Genomic DNA, 21,035 nt, shown 5'->3' with positions numbered 1-21,035 from the left:
ACACCATGTTGCCCTAAATGTATTCATCCTAAGTTGGGTGGTTTAGCAAACTGGATAATTTGCTATCTCTTTTACTAGCCATTTAGACTTATTTTTCTTCAATTGAACCCTAAAATGGTTTTTCTCCATTCGGGAAAAGGCCGCATGTTCCTGCTGGCCTTTTCCCCTATCTTTCCGACCTTTTCTGAGATTATCAAACAATTCTTCCGGAAAATCCGCAAAATTTGCTGAATTAATTAAATTTACAAAAATTCTGTCATCTATAATAATAAAATAGAATTTTATTTTAATTGAGGAGGAATTTTATGAAGCGTAAATCTATAGGATTAGCACTCGCAGCCGGCCTAGTCCTGACAGGCGGGACCGTACAGGCTACAGCTGCAAAGAAGCCGGTTGTCCATCATGAACAAACCGTACAAAGCAGCTTCCTTAAGAAACTCAGTGCAGACAGAATGTACAACACCATTGCATTGCTTTCGAAACAGCCCCGTGAAGCTGGTACTCCAGGGGAGCTGAAGGCCGTACATTACATAGAAAATGAGTTTAAGAAGCTTGGCTTGAAGACAAAAATTCAGCCCTTCCCTATTTATGACTTTAAAACAAATCACGCATATGCAAAAATTGCCGGCCAGGATATTGAAGAAAAACCGTATGCATTCAGCGGAAGCGGAAGCGGAAAAATTACCGCCCCACTCGTATTTGCAGGCAAAGCTAAGCCAGAAGAAATTGGCGATGTAAAAGGGAAAATCGCACTGATTGAGCGGGGAGACATTCCTTTCATTGAGAAAATAGCAAATGTTCTCGCCAAAGGAGCTGCTGGAGTTATTATGTTTAACAACTCTGCAGAAGGCAATCAATTTGGACAGGCCGGCGAGGGACAGAATATTCCAGCTGTTGCCATCACACGGGCTTCCGGGCTGAAGCTTGCAGAGCAGCTAAAAACAGAACAGCTTATTGCGACTCTTGACGTTGATATTCAAAAAATAGAAAAAACCTCCTACAATGTTATTGCCAGCATGAAACCCACTTCCAAAAAGACAACCGGCCAGGTTATCACCATCGGCTCCCATCATGACTCTGTCCACGGCGGACCCGGCGCTAACGATGATGCTTCCGGAGTATCAGCTGTCCTCGAACTGGCAAGAGTACTTTCCAAAGAAAAAACAGACACCGAAATCCGCTTCCTGACATTCGGCTCTGAAGAACGAGGCCTTGTCGGATCATCCTACTATGCTGCACACCTTCCAAAGACAGATACAGACCGGATGGTAGCACACTTCCAGATGGACATGATTGGCGGACGTGATGCAGGTAAAGGCAAGCCAGCCGGAGGCTTGATCATGTATACAATTGACGGCAAGAAAAACCTGGTTACAGATCTTGGCGCTAAATACAGTTACCAAATATTCAAAGAAACCATTCCTTACGGTGAATTAGGCCGCAGTGACCACCAGCCGTTCCATGAGCTTGGCATCCCTTCTGCCTTGTTCATTCATTCGCCTGTCGAACCATGGTATCATCAGCCGACAGATACACTGGATAAAATTGATAAAAAGAAATTGCTTCAAGTTGCAAAGATTGTCGGGTCATCAGCTTATGAAATAGCTGATCCAAAATCGCCCGCCATTGTAAAATATCCCTTTGAAGACCGCCCGGTAGATTGACAAAAAGGGGCTCGCCTAAATATAGGCGAGCCCCTTTCTTCCTTGGGCCAGAATCATAAATATAAAAGCATCATTACTTTATATAGGTTTCGTCTGTTTCGTCTGCTGATTTACGCTTCACAGCAACCGAAAAAAAAAAACAGGATTTCAGCATTATTAAAGCACAGTAATATTTCCCGAGGAACATCAGTACATACCGATAAAATAAACCGTCACCATATTATGCCTGAAAAGACTTTTTAATCAGCACCTTTGAAGCTCCCGAGTATAACAGCACCACGATAATCGCTGACAGGATAAAGCTTGCCAGCATATACGTGCCATTGTAAACCAATGAGTAAACAGCCACGTTCTGTCCTTTTGGCGTATATGACGCAAAGAATACAATGCCTGAAGTGAAATGGCATAAAAATCTCAGAAAACTTCCAAGAAGGATGCCGGCTATTCCATACATTTTCCCTTTGCCTGTATGGCCTTCTTTATAGCTTGTGACAACTTTGTTCATGAATATCCCTGATATTCCCACGAGGGAAAATGCAAGGAAGTAATCAAGAAAACCCTGCACAGGATGAGCAATAACCGGGTTTCCAATAACGATTTGAAGAAGTCCCAAAAGCAGCCCTGTCACAACCCCCCCTTTTACACCCCAGCGGTATGCCATTAGAAAGATCGGGACCATCGCTATGGATACCGAACCTCCTTGTGGCCATATTCTTGAAAAGATAAAACCAGATACTAAATCGAGCAGCAGTGCTAATGCAGCGAAAACAGCCACTTCAACCATAAACAATGTCTTATTTTGCATATTTTCCTCCTTCTCCCCAGTGAGAAGCTTACAAGAGCGTGCCTGTATGTTTTTTTGCCAACGCAAAAAAAGCAATACAGGGCGGTAATGGATTCCCTTTATTGCTTTTATCCAATACCACATCCCTACGCTAGCATTAACTAACAGGTTCATAGGGTCTGAACTAAATCGCTCACTCTCAGCCGTAAGGGCTCCCCTTGTGGATTACTATTTTTTTATCCTCGAATGAAATATACTACGTGTTTCAGGAATTTACAAGCACTATATTTCTGCAGAAATTAACTTTAATCCTTAATATTATACTATAGAACATTTTTATCTGTTAAAAAGGGTTTTCTTTCTATACTATAGAATTAGAACTAGGACGAAATAATTTTATAATCTACCTTAGTCGGAGGCCATAATGGTGTTTATTAATGAAACATTTATTGACTTTTTAATTTTTTATAAGGAAAGTATTGTTTCAGAATGGAATGAGAGGATCATGATTTCCTCACATGACCCATATATGGAGAATATCGCAGAAAATGGGGAGCATTTTTTTGATTTAGTTATCATGTCCCTAAGTGAGCCGGATAATTTGGTGGACGAATATATTAAAAACTACTCCCAGCTCGTAGCCGGACAACGTTACAAGGCAAATATACATATTGATGAATTCATCCACAACTGTTCACTCGGCAGATCCATTATTTATTACCGGCTGGCAGAATTGCAAAAAAAACCTGAAGAGCTCTGTAGTGTGCTGCTTCGGATTAATGAATGTTTTGACAAGTGTATTTTTTACGCAGTTTCACACTATTCAGAGCTAAAAACACAAATTATAGAATCACAGTATAATTTTCTGAGCCAGACACATAAGGACAGGCTTACCCTGCTCGGGCAAATGACGTCTAGCTTTGTTCATGAATTCAGGAATCCGCTTACTTCAATCATGGGATTTGTTCAGCTTCTGCAGTCAGAGAATGCTGAAATTAAATATTTGGATATCATTTCAAAAGAATTGGAACAGCTCAATTACAGGATTACCCAATTTCTGAATTTATCAAAAAAAGAAAGCTTGGTATATGAAGCTAAACTCTTTTCTGTGAGTGAATTAGCCAATGAAGTTATTGAATTCCTCTATCCATCCATCCTTGAGGTGAATGCTGCCATCTCGGTCAGTATTCCAGCCGGCCTTTTTATCAATGGAGCTAAAGAAGAATTCAGACAGGTATTCATCAATATTATTTTAAATGCACTGGATGTCATTTCAAGTATCAGTTTACCATCCATAAGCATAACCGCCAAGGAAAACCCTGAAGGCTATCTTACGCTGCACATTGCAAACAATGGCCCGAAAATTCCGGATGACATTATTTCTACTATATTCGAACCATTTACCACCACGAAAAAAACAGGCACAGGACTCGGATTGTTTGTCTGCAGGGAAATTATCGAAAAACACAACGGCACATTAAGCTGTACCTCTTCTGCTTCACTGACGACTTTTACCATACATACTCCTTGTGTTAAACCAGGATTGGATTATGAAATACATCCGTAAAAATCAGCAGTTCCTTTGGAGCTGTTTTTTTTATAGACAGTTTCAGTTATATCCTTCCCGCAATCCTGTTTCCAAATCGTTTATTCCTGCCTGATTAGGGGTATTCCAAAATAAGCGGCCCTCTATGCAGGGAAACCGTAACCTTTGACTGGTGCATATCTTTTTCCTTATACTAGTTACAAACTAGACAAGCCTTGTCCAGCATGAAATAAAATACGCAGTACAATAGAATAATAAAGCTAGCAGGCAAACTCACGAAATTTTTTCGGTTAAACGGAGGGTTCAAGAGGCCTTTCGGTGAAAGCGGCCATTTATATCAGCAAGCAGGATTAGCCGTAAGGCCATTTAATATGAACAGCCCTTAAAAAACAGTCAACACCAAGTAAAAATATCATTCATTGCCCCGGGAGGTGACCGGGACAGCTTGCAGGGGAAGTTGAACTATTATCAGATTCACTTTCCAATGGGCGGTCCCAGCGTTTTTGGACATAATAAACTTACTTTTAGTCGTTTTTTTAATTGCTCTCACAGCTTTTTTTGTAGCTTCTGAATTTGCCATCATAAGGGTTAGAGGATCAAGGATTGATCAATTGGTGGAAGAAGGAAACCCGAAAGCCATGGCAGCCAGAAAGGTGACCACCAATCTGGACGAATACTTATCTGCCACACAGCTCGGAATTACAATTGCTGCCCTTGGGCTTGGCTGGCTGGGAGAACCCACCGTTCAGCACATCCTTGGACCTTTGCTAAAGAAAATGGATATTCCGAACAGCATTGTACAAGTCCTCACCTTCCTGATTGCCTTTTCTGTCGTCACTTTCCTTAATGTAGTGATCGGTGAATTGGCTCCGAAAACAGTCGCCATTCAAAAATCTGAACAGGTTAGTCTTCTGATTGCAAAACCGCTGATTTTCTTTCACAAAATCATGTTTCCTTTCATTTGGATATTGAACCATTCTTCGCGGCTGGTGACAGGTGCATTCGGGCTCAAGCCTGCTGCAGAAAGCGATATCGCTCACTCTGAAGAAGAATTGCGTATTATTTTATCAGACAGCTATAAAAGCGGCGAAATAAACTCATCGGAATTTAAATATGTGAATAATATCTTTGAATTTGATGACAGAATAGCTAAAGAAATCATGGTTCCCCGGACTGAAATTGTCAGCCTCGCTAAGGATGACACCATACAGGATTTCATTAACACTGCCAAAGAAGAAAAATTCACCAGATACCCTATCGTTGAGGGTGACAAAGATCACGTTGTCGGGCTTATTAACATTAAAGAAGTATTTTCTGACATTGTAAAAAAGAAAAACATTGCCTCTGAAACACTGGATTCATATACAAGGCCAATTATTAGAGTCATGGAAAACACACCGATTCACGATCTGCTTTTGAAAATGCAAAAAGAAAGAATTCATATGGCTGTCCTTATGGATGAATATGGCGGTACATCCGGTCTTGTAACTGTCGAGGATATACTTGAGGAAATTGTCGGAGATATACGGGATGAGTTTGACATCGATGAAGTGCCTTCTATCCGGAAAATTAAAGACGGACACTATATCATTGATTCAAAATTACTTGTGAAAGAAGTCAATGACCTCCTCGGCATCCACCTGAACGAGGAAGATGTAGATACAATCGGGGGCTGGATTCTGACAGAAAATTATGATGTTAAAATCGGTGATATTATTGAAAGTGATTCATTCTGCTTTAAGGTGCTGGAAATGGAAGACCACTCCATTAAGTTTATCGAAGTAACGAAAAAGGTGGAAAAGCTCCCGCTGCAGGAGGAATATTCAACTGAGTTATAATATTTATCAACGAAAGGAGCAGCCATCCCTGGCTGCTCCTTTTTTCTCCTGATTATAGAGGCAAGTTTTCATGCATAATAACCCCGCTTGGGATATGCTTTAATCTTTCTTTTTCTTTGGAACAGTCACAATTGGCGGTGTTCTCTTTTTCTTCCAGATAAAATAAACAGCCGCGATTACAAATGCCAAAATCATGACCGGCAGCACAATTGGAGCAGCTTTTTCTTTAATATCCTTCCAGTTGCTCCCCAATACCATTCCAAGATACAAAAACAGTACAGTCCATGGAATGAGGGCTGCCACGGTATACAAAGTGAATTTAGTCCAGGACATTTTCGCAATGCCTGCAGGTATGGAGATGGCATGTCTGACAACTGGAATGAAGCGTGCAGAGAAAATGACGCCTACTCCATATTTTTCAAACCACTTCTCAGCCATATCGATTTGTTTTTCTTTAATCAATATGTATTTCCCGTATTTTAAAAGAAATGGCCTGCCCCCGAAGTAACCAGCCCAATATAAAAACAGCTGGGCAATAGTACCGCCTGCAACGCCAAAGACAGTGGCCAAAAAGAAATTAAGATCTCCCTTGCCTATCAAAAATCCCCCATAGCCAAGAACAAACTCACTAGGAATAATTTCAATCATTAGGCCCAGCATGATTCCAAAATAGCCCAGTCCGGAAAAGAATTCTAATATCTTCATAATAAACTCAGACATAATTAACTCCCTATTCTTTATTGTTTCTCTTTCACAATAAGGCTGCTTCATTTTTTTTGCAAATATTTATTTCATTTTGTCCTTTAATAATACTACTAGCATTTGCCTGTTAATATTCACTATTAGCATACGTTTTAGCAGACAATAAAAAAGCATACCATTTTATCAGGCATGCTGCTGAATGTTAAAACTCATTAACTTTTTGTTTATCAGTGTGAATGCATGAGAGACGGTCTGCAAAAATAGAAGCCTGAAAAGCCAGTAAAGAAGGATCGGACTGAAAGACACTTGAAAAAATTTCATTCCTGGACTTGGTTTTTTCAATCTTTACTCCTTTATTTCTAAATTTCAAAATAAGTTCATTCTCCAATCATCTCACCTCAGTATTTTATTTATGTGTTTACAAACTACATTCCCAGGATCTCACATGTTAAAACATGTAATATTAATTTCGCCTGATCCGTTTCCCTGATAATAGAGATATATACGCTACTATATTATTCCCTGCTGGTTCCCTCTCATCCTGCTGCAAGACAGTTTTTAAGGAATTAGTCCTGCAATTTTCCTGAGACATCCATCATCGTGACCGATGTTAAAAGGCCTACGGTTAATATGGTAAGGCAGGAATACAAGAAAATAGTTATACCTACCAGTCCAAGACCGCAAATAATCACTGCTCCATCAATGATGAATATAACAACGCCTACATTCACTGCCATTTTACTGGAAATCATTTGTGCCAGCAGATCAGTTCCTCCTGTACTGACTTCATACCGGAGCATCAATCCTATCCCAAGCCCAATAATGGCTCCCCCTATCACAGCATTGGCAAACAAGGGCAAATCCCAAGGTACTTTCTTACCGGCAAAAAGGTCGATGAATATGGATGAAAACAGCAGCCCGTGCAGACTGTTAAAAAAAAGTTTTTTCTCGTTACGCCAAGCATATAGATAAAGGGGAATGCTTGCCAGAAGCATGCTGAGCCCTGCTGGAAATCCTGAATAATAATTAATCAAAAGACCTATCCCGATCAATCCCCCGTCAAGTAAATGATAAGGTGCCAAAAATAAATTAATCCCGACTGCAAGTAAAGTGCTGCCCGCGATCATTGCGCCTATCTTCTCAAGCATATAAATGGTAAGCCTCCCTTGTCCCTCTTTACATGTTATGGCGGTTATTTTTATTTAGTCTAACTCCCTATTCATCTTCGCTATTTTTTGAATACTCTATAACAAACGCCCCTGTTATTGCTGATTTTATATTTTAGAAGCAGGTCCCGCACCCGCTGCCGGTTTAAAACTTCCTGCCTCATTAAGCATTATTCACATACCTGCAGTGGTGCAATTTGGCCAAAACTGCAGGAAGCTTAAGGCGGAGCATAAAAATTAATTGATCAGTCTGTCATATACGCTAAAAAAAGCTAATATAGAGGAGAAAGCGGCCATATATTATGTTATAAGCTTCTTTTTGGATATTTTAGCGATTTGACGGTATTTTATACTTTTTCTATAATAAAGATATTTACTTAATTTGCGGATGAGGTGATAAGATGGGATATTAAAAATTGCATGTTTCTTTAAGCTGGCAAAGCCTGCTTTGTACGGACTGAAAAGTAAAGGCGCTTGTTATGCAAATGAACATACTGCCCTTCTTTCGCCTATCAGAACGTATTTGCCTGCCTTTAAACCAGGCTCTGTTCTTCTAATTTGCTGAATTCTGCTGCAGGAACTCCCGCCGCTTTGGCAGGAGTGCCAGGCAGCTTGGGCCATGAAACGGCCAAAAAATCAGCAGAGAGCTTTAATGGAGCTAAAAACTAATTGATTCAAACTATATTTTTAATTTATAGGAGGTGGACTCCTTATTCGCCATTCCGGCGGATAAAGGGAGACTATTGGACATAATAAACTTGGTTATTATTGCCATTTTAATTGCTTTGACAGCATTTTTTGTAGCTTCGGAGTTTGCGATAGTCAAAGTGAGAAGTTCAAGAATTGAACAGCTGATTGAAGAAGGAAAAAATAACGCACTCCAGGCAAAAAAAGTCATTTCAAGCCTTGATGAATATTTGTCAGCCTGCCAGCTGGGAATCACAATGACGGCGCTTGGAATCGGGTGGCTGGGAGAACCGACGGTCGAACATATTTTAGCTCCTTTATTTCATAAGTTAAACGTTCCCGAGACAGCAGCAGAATTTCTTTCGATTGTCTTGGCCTTTGCCTTCATTACCTTTATTCATGTGGTAATCGGGGAACTGGCTCCAAAAACACTTGCAATCCAAAAGGCGGAAGAAATCACCTTGCTCGCTGCAAAACCATTAATCCTGTTTTACAAGATACTGTATCCATTTATTTGGCTGCTGAATAAGTCTGCAGGATTGATTACAAGAATGTTTGGCTTACAGCCGGCTTCAGAGCATGAACTCGCTCACACTGAGGAAGAATTACGCATCATTTTATCCGAAAGCTACAAAAATGGTGAAATTAACCAATCTGAGTTTAAGTATGTGAATAAAATCTTTGAATTTGACGATCGCATCGCTAAGGAAATCATGGTGCCCCGGACAGAAATTGCCGCATTATCCATCGAGGATACTCTCGAGGACTTCTTTGCAACAATGAAGGAAGAAAAATTCACACGTTACCCTGTCATTGAAGGTGATAAGGACCACGTAATCGGCATGGTGAATGTGAAGGAATTTTTCACCGAAATGATTTCGGATCGAATCAAACCAGCAGATACAACCATAGAAAAATTCGTACGTCCGATTATCAGGGTGATCGACAGCATTCCTATCCATAATCTGCTGCTTAAAATGCAAAAGGAACGTATTCACATGGCGATATTAATGGACGAATACGGCGGTACTTCAGGTTTGGTTACTGTGGAAGACATCCTGGAAGAAATCGTTGGCGACATACGCGATGAGTTTGATTTGGATGAAATACCGATGATCCGCAAATTGAAAGAAGAGCATTATATATTGGATGCCAAGGTTCTGATCAGTGAGGTAAATGACCTCCTAGGACTTGAAATCTCTGATGAAGATATCGATACAATCGGAGGCTGGATGCTCACGGAAAACTACGAAGCCAGGCAGGGAGATATCCTGCAGCAGGGTGATTACCATTTCAAAATCACGGATATGGAAGAACATCATATCCGGTACATTGAAATTTACAAAAAAGCAAAAATCACAGCTGAAGTTCCTGAAGTCATGGAGTTTCCTGTTGTACAGCAAACTGAAATTGTATCTTAAAGCAAAAAGAACCCGTACCAGCTGGTACGGGTTCTTTGCTTTTTCGCCTAAGCAGGGCACTTTCTTTTACAGCCCGGCAAAACAATGCTCTCTAGATATTTCTCGGTCCCCATAAGATAATTGCCGCCCCAGCCAGGCATAAAATTGCACCCGCCGTATCATACAGATCCGGAGTCTTCTTTTCAAGTGCCCATGACCACAGCAGCGACAGAATGATAAACACCCCGCCATATGCTGCATACACCCTTCCAAAAGACGGAAAGCTTTGAAACGCAGGAATGATTCCATAAACGGCAAGTATAATTGCGCCAATTATGCCAAGCCAGAATGATGCGCCCTCTTTAATCCAGATCCACATCAGATAGCCACCGCCAATTTCAGCAATACCCGCCAGAACAAAAAATATTATGGATTTCGCCATTGATTCCCTCCCTTCCTGCAGACAAGAATGGATAATATGCATACAGTATATTTTATACTAGCATATTTTCCGCGTTCGATTAAGAGCGTCGCGGTCCACGTACAGGAAGGGCTAAATCTCACATTTTAATTTTCAGTTTTATAAAGCCTGCTTTTTTAAGCGTTTCAAAGACAATGACCGCAGCTGGCCCAATAAAGAGACCGATAAAACCCATCAGCTTTAAGCCTAAATATAAACTGATCAGCGATGCTATGGGAGTTAAACCAAGATTTGCTGAATATACCTTTGGCTCGATAATTCTTCTGATCACCGTAATGCTGAAAAATAAAATGATAAGCCCGATTCCTAAATGCCCGTTTCCCTGAATGATAGCTATTACTGCCCATGGCACCAGCATTGAGCCAGTTCCCAGTATTGGAAGAATATCTACCAAAATAATCAGGATAGAAAGCAGAAGTGTAAATGGTACCCCGAGAATCCATAATCCAGTGTAAGCAAGGAGAAAAGTAATGAAGCTTAAAAACACCTGTGCTTTAAGGAAACCTATGGCTGCTTTACTCAAATCGCTGCAGACAAGAGAAATTTTCTGATAGGTTGTCTCCTTCAACAGATTCTTCGCCTTTTTCCTTATTATCGGGAATTCCAGACAAAATAAAAACAGGGCAATTACGTAAATCAGAAAATCGATAAAAAAGCCCGGAACCAGCGCAGCCAGCTGTACGGTACCCTGCATGAGCTCCTGCAGAAAGGCTTCCAATGAGCGGATTCCACCTTCAACTGCCCGTTCTGCTGAAGAAATGACATTTGCAGGCAGTTTCTCGGAATATTTATCCCACTGTCCAACTGAAGGCAAAATCGCAGAGTAGTAAAGTTCCTTAATTAAACGCGGCAGCTTTTCTGCGAACGTGACGACTTGGCCCGCCAGCACCGAAACAGCAAAGTAAACGGCAGACAGCAATCCTCCAATATAGCAGACAAAAGTAAGTAAAACAGCCCAAAATCTATTCAGCCTCCAAGAACGGATCATAAAGACAATCAGCTTTTCAAGAAAGGCAGCTGTGCCAAGAGCAAATAGTAATGGCCATGAATAAGGAATTAAAAATAAAATACCCCCAGCAAACACAAATCTCCAAAACCAGCTTGATATCATGATGCCTCTTCCTCCCTGCCTTCTGCCGGCCATGTCTTATATATACGAATCCTGCACACGGTTATCATATAACAGCACATATTGAACGCCATGATTACTATATGTATGGCTGTACCACTCATTACATTCATTTCTAAAGGCTCTTTTCTTAAAGACTGTTGTTTTTTTATTTGTTATGTGAGGCGTTCCCATTGTCAAGTCAGGCTGATTTGAGCGTAATGTGCCAGAATCCTGCTTAGATTAGCAGATGAGACCTAAGCAGGCGCAGCCGAGGAGGCTCACCGCTTGCGTGGAAAGCGAGCCTCCTGCAGAGGAAATCAGCCACCTTGTTTCATAGCAGCAAAGTTTACGAAAATAGCCTTCTTTAAAGAAAGTCTGCCGTATATTGCAAAAACTTATGGTAATCGCTCCAAAAAAAATAGATAAGGCCTCCATCTACAAGATGGAGGCCTCCCTAGTATATGACTGCCGCAGTTAATAACCAGGTTCATTTAATGAATCTGAAGGCGGATGATAGAACCCTTACATGTTATTCCACTGTGAATTTTGCTGCAAGTGTTTGCAGCTCTTCTGATAATTGAGACAATGTAGCTGAAGAAGCTGTGATTTCTTCCATCGTTGCAAGCTGTTCCTGAGTGGCAGCCGAGCTTTCCCTGCTCCCCATCACACTGTTTTCAGCAATAGCTTTCACAGAGTGTATCGCGCCTACAATTCCCTCACTTATTGATGAAAGATTCTTGACCGATGACGATACATCCTCAACCTTTTCTGATACATCTGAGATTGACCCTGAAATCTGGGTAAAGGCGTTATTCACTTCGCTGGTTTGCTCTAATCCATTAAACACCTGTTTATTTCCGGCATTCATTGCTTCCACTGCTCTTGATGTCTCACTTTGGATATGCCCAATCATTTCATGGATCTGGGAAGCGGACTTTTTTGACTCCTCAGCAAGTTTTCTCACTTCATCTGCCACTACAGCAAACCCTTTTCCATGCTCGCCGGCCCTTGCCGCCTCTATCGCTGCGTTCAGTGCCAGCAAATTGGTCTGATCGGCAATAGAAGTAATCATTTCAACAATATGGCTGATTTCATTCGATCTGCTGCCGAGCTGATGGATAGAATGCGTTGCATCCTTTACTGTCTCATCAATCTTTTTCATCTGTGCTACGATGCTTTCCACTGATTTCTTTCCTTTTTGGCTTAGTAGGCCTGCCAGTTCAGCTGCATGAAGCATTTCCTCACTGTCTGATGCAATCTTGCCCATTCCTTGGGACATTTCATCAACTGAATCCGATACCTTGTTAAATTGCTGTAATTGCCCCTCCAGCCCGCCAGCCTGGTCCTGGGTGATGCTCGCAATCTGCTGGGCTGCTTGGGAGCTTTGTTCAGCACTCGCCAATAATTCTTCACTGCTTGAAGCAACCTGCAGGGAGGAATCCTGGACTCTGGTAATAATGTTTCTTAAATCCTGTTTCATTTGGTTCAGCGCCCCGACAAGAATGCCAATTTCATCCTTGTTCTTCACCGAAATCATTTGGCCCGACAAGTTTCCTGCTGCCAGCTCCTTTAAATCTCCGGAAACAATTCGGATTGGTCTTGTGATGGACCTTCCAAGGCTGATAGCCAGGATAATACCAATGATGACAGATAAAATATTCACGATCCAGACGATTGCCTGAGTGTGATTCGAATTATCATGTGCATTCTTTCTGGCCAGGTCCATTTTATGCTTCTGGTATTCAACAAGCCCGGCTGTTTTATTGGAAAAGTTTTTCCCCATGCCGGCTGCAGAGGTTTTAACGATACCTATATAAGTCTCTTCTCTGTTTTGCTGCTTGAACAGAATTTCCCTTTGAACCATAGCTTGATACAGTTTATCGGTATCCTTCAAATCTTTAAGCAGTTCCTTTCCTTTTTTATCATCTGTACCGCTCAGCAAATGTTTGTAAGTGCTTTCAAATTCGTTGACTGACTGCTTATAATCATTAATGAAAACAGGATCTCCAGTTATTAAATACCCCCTGATATGATTGGACTGATCCATGACGGATTCCCTTAAATCTTTAACAGCAAGCAGGTCCCTTATATTCTGATCGAACACCAACTCATAGGTTTGATCAATTTTTCCTAGCTGCCAGTTTGTTAATGCAGTGGCACTCCCCAGCAAAAGCAAAACCACAGCGAAGGCCCCAATCAGTTTTCTAGAAATTGTTAGCTTCATATCTGTCTCCTCACTCTTCAAATGTCCTAATTTTTATCGGACAAAAACAGCAAAATTTTACTGTTATTGAAGAGTGAGAAAAAATATTCAACAATTGCCTCAATTTTTCTTATCTATTTCCGACTCGAATTTCTCCTCAATTTCGTTTTTATTTCCATACAGATAAATCCGATCTCCCTCGTTGATGGTAGAGCCATTCAGGCCTTTACGTACCTGAACTTCTCCTCTTTGAATAAAAAGGATAGTAATATCATCATCTTCCGAAAGGATATCACCCACCTTTTTTCCGATTAAAGGGCTTCCTTCCTTAATCGCCAGGTCGGTCACCAGATCATTTTCATTCAAAAAAAGAATATCCTTGATTGGACGCTCATACATTTGGTAATTTTGCTCCATTTCCTCCGTAACTTTACCTTCAAAGTGCTTTTGAATCCATTTTGTTTTGCCGATAAAAAGGAGGACAAGCAATGCTCCGCAAATAATGGAGAGTTCATGTATCCTGAGATCGTCAGACAGAATGGTACTCACGGATGAAATGATGACTGCAAGTGAAAAGGCCCCGAATAATATTAGAAATGCAGCTATTTTTCTGCGTATTGGATGATCAATGATGGCACTTGATTCATCTGTTGTAAATCCGGTGCCAGTCAGCATGGAAATCACCTGAAACCGTGACACCTTTGTCTTCATTCCTGTCATATTAAAAAGAATCACGGAAATTTCTATAACAAGTGCAATGATCGCAAAGTATAAAAGAATAAATACAAATTCCAGCACCAACACTTCCTTCCTCCTTAGGTATACCTCTATTCGGGATGCAAAAAACCCCTTTGCCTTCCCTGTTTCTAGTATATCTTCCCATGATATTTTTATAAGCCCAGGAACCCCTGCTATACAATCACTGAACAGGCACTATGTGTTTGACAATTTTTTATAGGGGAAAAGATAAAAAACGCATGAAAAAGGAGAGATCTGTTATGAGCCATAATAGGGATAAAGAAAAGTACCTGGAGGAAAGAAACGAAAAATCCAAGGCATTTAAAGAAGATCGTGAAACACAGCTGGAAAGAGATCAAACTGTTATGCCAATTGATGACCTTCCATTGGAGGATATAAAAATGGAAAATCAGGAAGAGCGGGATAAGGAAGATACAAAAGACAATTCATCCAGTGAAGAGTAATGAGTCCCCGCACCTCAATCTTGATAAATGATAATGTTTATCTATGAACATTAAAGCCGGCTTATTTCGCTTCAGGCTCTATGCGGCATAATCCTATTTAAGCTATAGCGGAGCCCAATTAAAAAAAGGGTGCATCTCATTTCACGAGATGTACCCTTTTATTACTCTTAAGCTTCAGCAGCAAGAACTTCAGTCAATACCGGAACAATTTGCTTCTTGCGGGAAACTACTCCCTTTAATACTGCCGTATTATTTGCAAGAGTTACATTGTAGGCTTTTTCAACAGATTCTGCTGAACGGCCCAGTGCAAGGCCAACGGAATCATTGTTCAGGATATCTGTAACCACAAACAGGAATAAATCCAGGCTGCGTTCTTCTATGACTTGAGAAATGGCTTTTTCAAGCTCATCCTGCTGTGATAGAACGTCATTTGTATCCACAGCATTAACCTGGGCAATAACTGCTTTGACATTTCCCATCTGGAATTCCTTTGCATCCAGCGAGATAAGCTGTTCAATGGACTTATCACTTAAATCGGCTCCTGCCTTCAGCATGTCAAGACCGTATTTCTCCGCCTCAACTCCTGCAATGGCTGCTAATTCAAGTGCACAGGCAACATCCTGGTCCGTGCAGGTCGGTGATTTAAATAATAAAGTATCTGAAATGATCGCAGAAAGCATCAGACCGGCAATTTCCTTTGAAATGCTGACGCCGTTTTCTTTGTAAATCTTATTTAAGATCGTTGCTGTACAGCCAACAGGCTCAGCCCGATAATATAGCGGATCGCTTGTTTCAAAGTTTGCAATTCTGTGATGGTCGATTACTTCCAGAATCCGCACTTTCTCAATATCATCCGCACTTTGCTGGCGTTCATTATGATCAACCAGAATGACAGTATCCGCTTCTGCTGAAACTTCCTCAACAAGACGCGGTGCATCCATATTGAAGTGGCTTAATGCAAACTGAGTTTCACCGTTAATTTCACCAAGACGGACGGGTTCTGCATTCATGCCCAGCTGCTTTTTCAGATCAGCATAAGCAATGGCTGAACAAATTGTATCTGTATCTGGATTTTTATGTCCGAACACTAATATTTTTTCCACGTTATTACTCCTTTTGTTCTTGATTGAATTTTAGCTCTTTCCCAAATTTGGTGCACAGCTTTTTCATCTATTTTATCACAACTTCATTGTCTTTTAATTATTAAATTTTTTCAAGTTTCCCCTTCTCTTTTTGACAGAAATTTGTCTGCATCCATTTTCCTTCTAAACAATTAAAGCTGTTTTCGTAAACTCTGCTGCTATAAAACAAGGTGGCTGATTTCAGCTCCAGGATGCTCGCTTTCCGCGGGGCAGGCGGTGAGCTTCCTCGGCCGCGCCTGCTTAGGTCTCACCTGTTCTGCTCATCTAAGCAGGAGTCTCGCACCTTACGCTCCAATCAACCTGACTTTTTTTCATAGTTGATATTTTCATAAAGTTAGCGTACGATTATATCAGTCAACATACTAGATATGGAACATGAATATATACATAAAACTATATATAGAACCGCAAGCATAGGTGCCAGAAATGGCTGAAAAGGGAATCCGGTGTAAACCCGGAGCTGTCCCCGCAACTGTAAATGTGACGAAATGAGATTTCCACTGTATGTCTTTATACGGGAAGGACTCAGAGTAGGATGAACATAAGCCAGGAGACCTGCCTATTGCCTGCCAAGTTTCTTATTCTTCGGGGATTGAGGTGATGAAACGATGGGTTAAAAGCACCGTCTTCATTTTCTCTTTTATCACATCGTTTGATCCGCTCAATTCATGAGCGGGTTTTTTTATATCCAAAAGGAGGAAAACAAGATGAAAGTGGCACTATCTGCTGAAGGTTTATCCATGCACGAGGAATATGAATTGAAAAAAGAGGCAGTCGCTTCCCTCGAAGAAATTCTTCGCGATTTTCCATTCCTGAAAACTGAGGACTTCAAAGAAAGAGTAACGGAAATCCTCTTTGGCCGAACCGGGATTTCCAAAGAACAAATCGCTAATGTCATCATTTTAGAAGGACTTTCTTTAATTTCAGAAATCGAACCTGACTGGACTTTTGTATGTGCAAGAGTATACCTGAACTTCCTGCGCAGTGAGGCTGCTGCAAACAGAAGCTATAGTCCGGATGCACCTTATGGTTCCCTGTATAGCCTCATCAGCCATCTCTGCAGTCTGGGGATTTTCCACCCTCTGCTTATCGATTCATATTCAAAAGAAGAAATTACAGAGATTGGAAAGCTGCTGGATGCAGACAAGGATAAGCTGTTCACCTACATAGGATTGAGAACATTGTCGGACAGATACTTAGCAAAAGACTTTGACGGTAAAATTCAGGAGCTGCCACAGGAGCGCTTCTTAATTATCGCTATGACAATTATGGCAAATGAATCAAAAGAAAAAAGAATTGAATACGTGAAGGAAGCTTACTGGGCACTCAGCAATCTATATATGACCGCTGCCACTCCTACCCTTGCAAATGCCGGAAAAAATTATGGACAGCTTTCAAGCTGCTTCATAGATACTATTGAGGACAGCCTACAAAGCATTTATGACAGCAACACCGATATTGCTAATGTATCTAAATCCGGCGGCGGCATTGGTGTTTATCTCGGTAAAATCAGGAGCAGAGGCAGCGATATTAAAGGGTTTAAAGGAGTATCATCAGGTGTTATTCCCTGGATGAAGCAGCTTAATAACACTGCAGTAAGCGTAGATCAGCTCGGTCAGAGGAAAGGAGCCATTGCTGTCTACCTTGATGTCTGGCATAAGGATATTTTCCCCTTTCTGGATTCCAAGCTTAACAATGGAGATGAACGGTACAGAACGCACGATTTATTCACAGGGATCTGTCTGCCAGATTTATTCATGGAACAAGTCGAGTCCCGTTCCTCATGGTTCCTTTTTGATCCGCATGAGGTCCGTACGGTAATGGGATTTTCCCTCGAAGACTTTTATGATGAACAGCGGGGCTCTGGAACCTTCCGGGAAAAATACAGACTCTGCATCGAGAACCCGGAACTCTCAAAAGTGGAAATACCAGCAATAGAAATCATGAAAAGCATCATGAAAAGCCAGCTTGAAACTGGAACTCCTTTCTTATTTTACCGGGACGAAGTTAACAGGAAAAATGCGAACTCACACGCCGGCATGATTTACTGCAGCAATCTTTGCTCGGAGATTGCCCAAAATCAGAGTTCCACAAGCATTCATGAGCAGTACACAGAAGATGGGAAAATCATAACAATCAAAACGGGCGGAGACTTTGTGGTCTGCAATCTATCATCAATTAATCTGGCAAAGGCAGTAACAGGCAATGTGCTGGAAAGGCTGATTTCCATTCAGGTTCGTATGCTTGATAATGTAATAGATTTAAATACCATTTCTGTTCCCCAGGCACAATTAACTAATAAAAAATACCGGGCCATCGGCCTTGGAACATTTGGCTGGCACCATTTGCTTGCCCTGAAGAAAATAAGATGGGAAAGCATGGAGGCTGTACAATATGCTGATGCCCTTTATGAGAAAATCGCATTCTTAACCATCAAAGCGAGCATGGAGCTTGCTGCAGAAAAAGGAGTATACCCGGTTTACAGCCATTCCGACTGGGAAACTGGCGAATATTTTGCTAAAAGGGATTATTTAAACCGTGATTCTGATCTGGACTGGCCTGGTTTGCAGCAGGACGTCATGAAAAACGGCATCCGAAACGCCTACTTAATGGCTGTCGCTCCAAATGCAACCACTTCTATTATAGCCGGCAGCACAGCAAGCATTGATCCTATTTTCCTGAAGGTATTTTCCGAAGAGAAAAAGGATTATAAAATCCCGGTTACGGTTCCAGACTTGAACAGCGAAACATCGTGGTACTATAAATCTTCCTTCCATATTGACCAGCTTTGGAGCATTAAGCAAAATGCAGCAAGGCAGCGCCATATTGATCAATCTATATCTTTCAATATTTATGTTAAAAACACCATTAAAGCAAAAGAACTGCTGAACTATCATATGGAAGCCTGGAAATCAGGTCTTAAAACAACCTATTATATCCGCTCTACATCAAGTGATTTGGAAGATTGCGATTCTTGCTCCAGTTAAGTTTCAGGATATACATGAAAAAAGAAGAGGTGGAATTCATGAAAATCAAAGTAAATAAACGTGCTCTTATGGATGATGGTGCCCCGAACAAGTCAACCTCCATTATAAACGGCCGCAGTTCCAATATCCTAAACTGGGATGATACCGCCTTTAACTGGGCGTATCCAAAATATAAAAGAATGCTCGGGAATTTTTGGACGCCTTTTGAAATTAACATGTCACAGGATATCAAGCAGTTCAGCCAGTTAACAGAGATTGAGCAAGATGCTTTTCTTAAGATAATTGGACTTCTTGCACTGCTGGACAGCATTCAGACTGATTATGCTGGCCGTGTAGCAGATTATCTTACAGACTCAAGCCTGAACGCCTTGATGATTATGCTTGCTCAGCAGGAGGTCATTCACAATCATTCTTATTCGTATGTCTTATCCAGTCTGGTTACAGCAAAGAAGCAGGAAGAAGTTTTCGAATTTTGGAGAAGTGAACCCGTCCTTGTCTCAAGGAACGAGTTTGTCATGAATGGCTATAAGGAATTTGCAGAGCAGCCCAGTGTTGAAAGCTTGCTTAAATCCATTGTCTTTGATGTCATTTTGGAAGGTTTGTTCTTTTACTCCGGCTTTGCATTTTTTTATAATCTCGCAAGAAACCAAAAAATGGTCGCAACATCGACGATGATTAATTATATTAACCGAGATGAGCAGCTTCATGTGGACTTATTCGTAAAGATATTCCAGGAAATCCTAAGGGAATATCCGGAATGCAGAACAGCTGAATTTGAAGAGTTTGTAAGCAGGACCTTTATTAAAGCCGCCAGCCTTGAGATCGAATGGGGAAAGCATATCATTGGAGATAAAATAGATGGCATCTCGATGAAGGACCTGGAGGCATATATTAAATTTTACGCTAACGTCCGATGCAGCCAGCTGGGGTTCGGCAAGCCCTTTGAGGGCTATCGGCACAACCCGATGAAATGGATTGCAGCTTATGAGGATGCGGATAAAGGCAGGTCAGACTTTTTTGAGCAAAAATCAAGACAGTATACGAAGATTAATTCTGTTGATAATGGCTTTGATGAACTATAAAAACACTAAAATCCTAGATAATTTTGCAAAAAAAGACTCCCAGATAAATGGGAGTCTTTTAAAGTTCAATTATTTTTGAACGTTAGCAGCTTGTGGTCCGCGAGCGCCTTGCTCGATTTCGAAAGAAACTTCTTGGCCTTCTTCAAGAGTTTTGAAGCCTTCGCCTTGAATAGCAGAGAAGTGTACGAATACGTCGTCTTGTCCTTCTACTTCGATGAAACCGAAACCTTTTTCTGCATTAAACCATTTTACTTTACCTTGTACCATGTGTATTTCCTCCTGTTTGGAAAAAAATCCTTATATTACTATTCTTGATCTAGGATAACGTCTCAAGAGGAAACCATGTAACATGTACTTTCCTTCTATCAATCTTTAATCCGAACAAAAATAATTGACTATAGTATAACATGATTTTTCTTAAAAAAACAAGAAAATCAGAAAATTTATTAACGACAAATTTCGCTTATTTCCTGCTTCTTTCGCCTTTAATCTTTCTTGCTGAAGCCTTCCTCTTTCAAGTACCTTTCAGCCTCAATAGGAGATTCAAAGCAATCTTCAAGATTGCTTCCGGAATAAACATTCCACAGTAAATCTTCTTTTACCAGAGATAGTTCTTCTTGTCCCCGTTTCGTCCAGACTCCTTCTAAATCGGTGTACGTATCCTCTTCTTCTTTCTCTTCATGAAGCTCGGAAAGATAGCCTATGCTCTTTTTTATGATGTCCCTTAATTCCGATTCTGAATAATCACGGATATTCACATAACCCTTGCGATCTATTGCTGCTTTTGGCAAATGCCCGCCGTAGACAAATCCATTTCCATTTGGGTGTAAATGCTGCACGACTATTTTCTTTTCATGCACGCTTTCTTCATAATGAAAGTTCACTCTTCCAAGAGAGACATCCTTTCTTTCCAGTTCAGGAAAGGATTCAATAATATTCAGTTTTTCTTCAAATGTCAGCACACAGTTTTCCTCATTTCATTATTCAGTTCATTTGTCTGTTGATTATACCATACAGTACTCCAAATCCGCCCATTCACT

At 40.9% G+C, this 21,035-nt stretch carries 18 protein-coding genes, 1 pseudogene and 2 riboswitches; of the genes and pseudogenes, 7 read left to right on the top strand and 12 right to left on the bottom strand.

Features of this window, described 5'->3' with window-relative positions; translation table 11 throughout:
• Nucleotides 1-305: 305 nt before the first annotated feature.
• Complete coding sequence (locus tag BM126_RS00470) at nucleotides 306-1,664, top strand: M28 family peptidase (protein ID WP_090987194.1); 1,359 nt, start codon at nucleotides 306-308, stop codon at nucleotides 1,662-1,664.
• A 220-nt stretch (nucleotides 1,665-1,884) separates the two neighbouring features.
• Here the strand turns inward: BM126_RS00470 and thiT are convergent, their stop codons facing one another.
• Nucleotides 1,885-2,469, bottom strand: a complete 585-nt coding sequence (gene thiT, locus BM126_RS00465; protein WP_090987192.1) for an energy-coupled thiamine transporter ThiT — start codon at nucleotides 2,467-2,469, stop codon at nucleotides 1,885-1,887.
• A 105-nt stretch (nucleotides 2,470-2,574) separates the two neighbouring features.
• Nucleotides 2,575-2,677: riboswitch (TPP riboswitch) on the bottom strand.
• Between the two features lie 195 nt (nucleotides 2,678-2,872).
• Between thiT and BM126_RS00460 the strand changes: the two genes are divergently transcribed.
• Both BM126_RS00460 and BM126_RS00455 read left to right on the top strand, forming a co-directional pair.
• On the top strand, nucleotides 2,873-4,015 hold the full coding sequence (locus BM126_RS00460) for a histidine kinase N-terminal domain-containing protein (protein WP_256212931.1): 1,143 nt from the start codon (nucleotides 2,873-2,875) through the stop codon (nucleotides 4,013-4,015).
• 482 nt (nucleotides 4,016-4,497) lie between these two features.
• Entirely contained in the window at nucleotides 4,498-5,832 is a 1,335-nt protein-coding gene (locus tag BM126_RS00455; protein ID WP_090987188.1) for a hemolysin family protein, read from the top strand.
• A 99-nt stretch (nucleotides 5,833-5,931) separates the two neighbouring features.
• Here the strand turns inward: BM126_RS00455 and BM126_RS00450 are convergent, their stop codons facing one another.
• The 3 genes from BM126_RS00450 to BM126_RS00440 form a co-directional block, all read right to left on the bottom strand.
• Nucleotides 5,932-6,552 carry an undecaprenyl phosphate transporter UptA gene (locus tag BM126_RS00450; protein ID WP_090987186.1) on the bottom strand — a complete coding sequence of 207 codons (621 nt, stop codon included), beginning with the start codon at nucleotides 6,550-6,552 and terminating at the stop codon, nucleotides 5,932-5,934.
• A gap of 184 nt (nucleotides 6,553-6,736) precedes the next feature.
• Nucleotides 6,737-6,904, bottom strand: coding sequence for an Lmo0850 family protein (locus BM126_RS23185; protein ID WP_371261387.1), 168 nt, complete (start codon nucleotides 6,902-6,904; stop codon nucleotides 6,737-6,739).
• A 196-nt stretch (nucleotides 6,905-7,100) separates the two neighbouring features.
• Nucleotides 7,101-7,682, bottom strand: a complete 582-nt coding sequence (locus BM126_RS00440; RefSeq protein ID WP_090987183.1) for a YitT family protein — start codon at nucleotides 7,680-7,682, stop codon at nucleotides 7,101-7,103.
• A gap of 761 nt (nucleotides 7,683-8,443) precedes the next feature.
• On the opposite strand from BM126_RS00440, the gene BM126_RS00435 reads away from it, so the two are divergent.
• Complete coding sequence (locus BM126_RS00435) at nucleotides 8,444-9,808, top strand: hemolysin family protein (protein WP_090987181.1); 1,365 nt, start codon at nucleotides 8,444-8,446, stop codon at nucleotides 9,806-9,808.
• A gap of 91 nt (nucleotides 9,809-9,899) precedes the next feature.
• Here the strand turns inward: BM126_RS00435 and BM126_RS00430 are convergent, their stop codons facing one another.
• The 5 genes and pseudogenes from BM126_RS00430 to BM126_RS00415 all read right to left on the bottom strand — a co-directional run bounded on the left by BM126_RS00430 (nucleotide 9,900) and on the right by BM126_RS00415 (nucleotide 14,380).
• Entirely contained in the window at nucleotides 9,900-10,229 is a 330-nt protein-coding gene (locus BM126_RS00430) for a YnfA family protein (RefSeq protein ID WP_090987179.1), read from the bottom strand.
• Nucleotides 10,230-10,347: 118 nt separating this feature from the next.
• Entirely contained in the window at nucleotides 10,348-11,412 is a 1,065-nt protein-coding gene (gene ytvI, locus BM126_RS00425) for a sporulation integral membrane protein YtvI (protein ID WP_256212930.1), read from the bottom strand.
• Between the two features lie 496 nt (nucleotides 11,413-11,908).
• Nucleotides 11,909-12,859, bottom strand: coding sequence for a methyl-accepting chemotaxis protein (locus BM126_RS23180; RefSeq protein WP_371261397.1), 951 nt, complete (start codon nucleotides 12,857-12,859; stop codon nucleotides 11,909-11,911).
• Nucleotides 12,854-13,603 (bottom strand): annotated as a pseudogene (locus tag BM126_RS23175) (CHASE3 domain-containing protein); the annotation flags it as partial. The gene BM126_RS23180 and the pseudogene BM126_RS23175, both read right to left, overlap by 6 nt.
• Nucleotides 13,604-13,702: 99 nt before the next feature.
• A complete protein-coding gene (locus tag BM126_RS00415) occupies nucleotides 13,703-14,380 on the bottom strand; it encodes a TrkA C-terminal domain-containing protein (protein WP_256212970.1) in 678 nt (225 codons plus the stop codon).
• Between the two features lie 200 nt (nucleotides 14,381-14,580).
• On the opposite strand from BM126_RS00415, the gene BM126_RS00410 reads away from it, so the two are divergent.
• Nucleotides 14,581-14,784, top strand: a complete 204-nt coding sequence (locus BM126_RS00410) for a hypothetical protein (RefSeq protein WP_090987173.1) — start codon at nucleotides 14,581-14,583, stop codon at nucleotides 14,782-14,784.
• Between the two features lie 167 nt (nucleotides 14,785-14,951).
• On the opposite strand, the gene BM126_RS00405 is transcribed toward BM126_RS00410, so the two are convergent.
• Complete coding sequence (locus BM126_RS00405; protein ID WP_090987171.1) at nucleotides 14,952-15,887, bottom strand: manganese-dependent inorganic pyrophosphatase; 936 nt, start codon at nucleotides 15,885-15,887, stop codon at nucleotides 14,952-14,954.
• Nucleotides 15,888-16,324: 437 nt separating this feature from the next.
• A riboswitch (cobalamin riboswitch) is annotated at nucleotides 16,325-16,504 on the top strand.
• Nucleotides 16,505-16,633: 129 nt separating this feature from the next.
• Here BM126_RS00405 and BM126_RS00400 point away from each other — a divergent pair.
• Together BM126_RS00400 and BM126_RS00395 are read left to right on the top strand one after the other, a co-directional pair.
• The gene (locus BM126_RS00400; RefSeq protein ID WP_090987170.1) at nucleotides 16,634-18,913 is read left to right on the top strand and encodes a ribonucleoside-diphosphate reductase subunit alpha; all 2,280 of its coding nucleotides are present in this window, start codon (nucleotides 16,634-16,636) and stop codon (nucleotides 18,911-18,913) included.
• 38 nt (nucleotides 18,914-18,951) lie between these two features.
• Nucleotides 18,952-19,995, top strand: coding sequence for a ribonucleotide-diphosphate reductase subunit beta (locus tag BM126_RS00395; RefSeq protein WP_090988337.1), 1,044 nt, complete (start codon nucleotides 18,952-18,954; stop codon nucleotides 19,993-19,995).
• A gap of 69 nt (nucleotides 19,996-20,064) precedes the next feature.
• On the opposite strand, the gene BM126_RS00390 is transcribed toward BM126_RS00395, so the two are convergent.
• Nucleotides 20,065-20,262, bottom strand: a complete 198-nt coding sequence (locus BM126_RS00390; RefSeq protein ID WP_028393295.1) for a cold-shock protein — start codon at nucleotides 20,260-20,262, stop codon at nucleotides 20,065-20,067.
• Nucleotides 20,263-20,480: 218 nt separating this feature from the next.
• Nucleotides 20,481-20,957, bottom strand: coding sequence for a hypothetical protein (locus tag BM126_RS00385; protein ID WP_090987168.1), 477 nt, complete (start codon nucleotides 20,955-20,957; stop codon nucleotides 20,481-20,483).
• Between the last annotated feature and the right edge of the window lie 78 nt (nucleotides 20,958-21,035).

Source organism: Bacillus sp. OV322, from assembly GCF_900112495.1.
Classification (GTDB): Bacteria; Bacillota; Bacilli; order Bacillales; family DSM-1321; genus Peribacillus.
The sequence above is the reverse complement of the archived record's forward strand: the minus strand, read 5'-3'. Positions and strand labels throughout refer to the sequence as shown.